At 60.2% G+C, this 3,396-nt stretch carries 1 protein-coding gene; it reads left to right on the top strand.

Translation table 11 applies throughout. The features are described 5' to 3' along the window. Positions 1–213 precede the first annotated feature (213 nt). Positions 214–3,285 (top strand): Calx-beta domain-containing protein, encoded by a 3,072-nt coding sequence (locus tag P5205_22310; GenBank protein ID HSA13095.1) that lies wholly within the window; start codon positions 214–216, stop codon positions 3,283–3,285. Positions 3,286–3,396: the final 111 nt, after the last annotated feature.

Genomic DNA, 3,396 nt, shown 5'->3' on the forward strand with positions numbered 1-3,396 from the left:
CGTCCGGTGGTGTGGGAGGACGGTGAGGTTCTAACCCTCACCTCCTACCCGATTTAGCGCGCCTTCATGTATACGCGCTGTTCTTTGTCTGAGTTTTTGTCTTGCACACCACCAGCGCGGCGTTATAAACGTGCGTTTGTAAAACTGGCCCAAGACCAAGTGGACGCGGTCCGCCGCTGGTGTTGGGGATAAACTCAAACAAAAGTGCCTGCTATGAAAATAACGAAGACATCCCTCATTTCACCAACCCTGCGCGGTTTGGTATTGGCGCTGGCGGCCATTGCGCTGTCCAGCTTTGTGGCCCGAGCCGTTCCATATGCCACGGAGGTCGTTAAGACCGGCAACGATGTGACTTTCATCCTGAACCAAAACGCCGCCAGCGTGGAGGTCATCCTGGATGGCACCACAACGTTGACCCCAGCCCTTACCCCTGCCGCCGGCCCGAAGAACTTCAATATGGCCGGCCACACCACCTTCCAGATCAAAGTGACCGGCAACGATGCGCCGGGCTGGGCACAGTATGTGGACGACAATCAGAACGTCACGGGCTTTGAACATCCATACGGGGTCTCAATCAACAAGAACCCGAGCAGCCCCAACTTCGGCAAGGTGTACGTGTCCAATGACCGAGTCGGCACCACAGGGCTGGGTCGTGAGTGTACAACCGCCGTCTATATGCTGCACGCCGACGGTACGGACGCCGGTTCATCAACCGGCGGAGTTAGCTGGGCGCCGGGGGGCTCTGGTCCGTATAAGAGCTGCATTGGTCCGGACAACCACCTCTACGTCGTGGATCTCGCGAACGATCTGGCCTGGGAGTTTAGTGAGGACATGAGCTCGGCGACTCAGTTGATTGACGCCTCCAACAGGACGGCGAACCAATATGTCCACGGCATCTACGTGGAGGGCACGCAGGCCGCAGGCAACCGCATGCTGTACCTTGTCAATGGCCGTGGCTCGGATACGGCTCGCAAGGGCCTCATTCAGTATAGCCTCGGGGCGAACGCCACGGCGGCTTCAGGTGACACCGGCACACAGATTATCGGCCCCACTTACTGGGGCGCTTCCTACTATAGTTACGATGTTACCCGCGACAGCAATGGCGACTGGTACATGAACACCTACCGGGCCAATTTGAACCAGAAGCCAGCAATCACCAAGTTCAATGGAGCCGGCGTGCTGCCGCTGGATGATGACGTGCTCTGGGGCACGGATACCTCGATATACCTGTATTCCTTTGGCATAGACATCAGCGAACTGCACGGGTTGGCCGCCTATGGGCACGCCAACGACGGCAATGTTTACTGCTTCAAAATGGCCGATGGCGCCTTCGTTGAGCAGTTCGACGCAGGCGGCGCCATCCGTGACCTGGCCTTTGACGCCGCCGGCAACATGGTCACGGTGGATAACGCGGACGAGTGGGCGCGGTTCTGGTCGCCGGGCGGCTACACAGTGGCCACCACAACCTTTAACGGCTCGCAGACAACGTTCCAGGTTACCCGGCCTCCGGCACAGGTGAGCGTCACGGCGAGCACAGCGACGGTTTCGGAAGCGGGTCCTTCGGTCAACTTTACCATTTCGCGCGTGGGCAGCACGGCATCAGCGCTAACCGTCTATTACGCCGTGAGCGGCACGGCTACCAACGGGGTTGACTACTCCACGCTGGACGGCATCGCCGTGATCCCCGCCCTCGCCAGTTCGGTGAATGTGACTCTGGCTCCGACTGAGGAGGATGTAATCCCCGAGTTGACCGAGACCGTGATTCTAAGCCCATTGGCCAACTCGAACTATTCGGTGGTGCTGCCCGCCAGCGCGACCATATCCATTCTGGACAACGAAGATCCGGAGGTTTCATTTGGCTCGGCGGCACCCAAGAAGCTCCTGGAGAGCTACGCTCCCTCGAAGGTGACGCACCAAGTGGTGCGCAAAGGGTTGCTGACTTCGGCGCTGACGGTCAACCTGACCTATTCCGGCACCGCCACGCGCGGCGCCGACTACAATGGCGCGACAAGTGTCACCGTTGCGGCAGGCGCCGCGACCGCGAACCTGGTGCTGACCCCAATCAATGACCAGGCTTACGAAGGCGCTGAGACCGCCACCGCCGAAATTGCTGACGGAACCGGTTACAGTATCGGTACGGCAGACGAGATCAGCGCGACCGTGGTGGATGATGAACCCCCGCCGGGCACGGTCCTGTTCAGCGATGACTTCGAGACCGACAGTTCGGCGTTGTGGCAAACGAACATCTTTAACACCGATGATGGCTTCGTTGATTTCGCCTGGGATTACTCCACCACTGCTAAAGTTCCCGCGGCGCCGGCCGGCGGCGGGACAAAAGGTCTGCGCATGCGCTGCGGCAATATCGCACTGCCATCGGGAGATCCCCAAACTGACGGCCTGAGCGTTTCGCCTCTGGGGGGGAACTACACTGGCGACTACCGGGTGAAATTCGACATGTGGATCAATTATAACGGCCCCATGCCCGCTGGCGGGCCGGGCTCAACACAGAACTTCGATGCCGGTGTAGGCACTGCTGGCGATGTGGTGCAGTGGCTTGGGGGATTCAACAACGCGGATGGCGTGTGGTTCTCGGTCACGGGCGACGGAGCAGCCGGGGCCACCGTCGGCGATTACAATGCCATTATCGGGAACGTCCTGCAGAACGATGACACCGGGGTGTACGCCGCGGGCACCGGGCCGGCGGACGGCGGCATTCGCCAACGCACGCACCCGTTCTATTCGCTGTGGGGCGGCCATGGCGCGCCGGCAGACCAATTGGCGGCGTTTCCGAACCAAAGCGGTGTGGCAAACATCGGCAACGCGGGCATGGCATGGCACACGGTCGTGATCACGAAGGAGGGCGACGTGGTGACCTGGGCAATGGACGGCATCCCGATTGCCACCGTGACCAATACCACCTTGCCTTTCGGCAACAACGTGTTCGTCGGATACCAGGACCTGTGGGCTAGCACTGGCGGTGCCGTGTCCGATGTCCCGGAAATGTCCTTTGGCCTGGTGGATAACTTCAAGGTAATGACCTTGACGGCGCCCACCCAGCCGGTCATCACGGGCATCCAGCTAATCAATGGCGGCACGCAAGTCCAGATCAACTTCACTGCCGGCACGGGCGACAGCGCGTCCAGCTTCATGCTGCAGACGACGGCCAACCTGAGCAGCAGCCCTGGTGACATAGCGGCCACCATCTCGAGCACCGGTCCCGGACAGTTCCAGGCGGTGCGAAACGTGGGTGGTGCCACTCAGTTCTATCGCATTCGCAGGAACTGATCATCAGGAGTTAACAGTATTCAAAGGCACCTGCGCAGGCGCAGGTGCCTTTTTTATGGGTGCGCCCGGCAGGGCGCACTGACTAGTTGGTTAGAGTCCAATGCACACCCG

It is taken from the genome of Candidatus Paceibacterota bacterium, assembly GCA_035452965.1.
Lineage (GTDB): Bacteria > Verrucomicrobiota > Verrucomicrobiia > Limisphaerales > UBA8199 > UBA8199.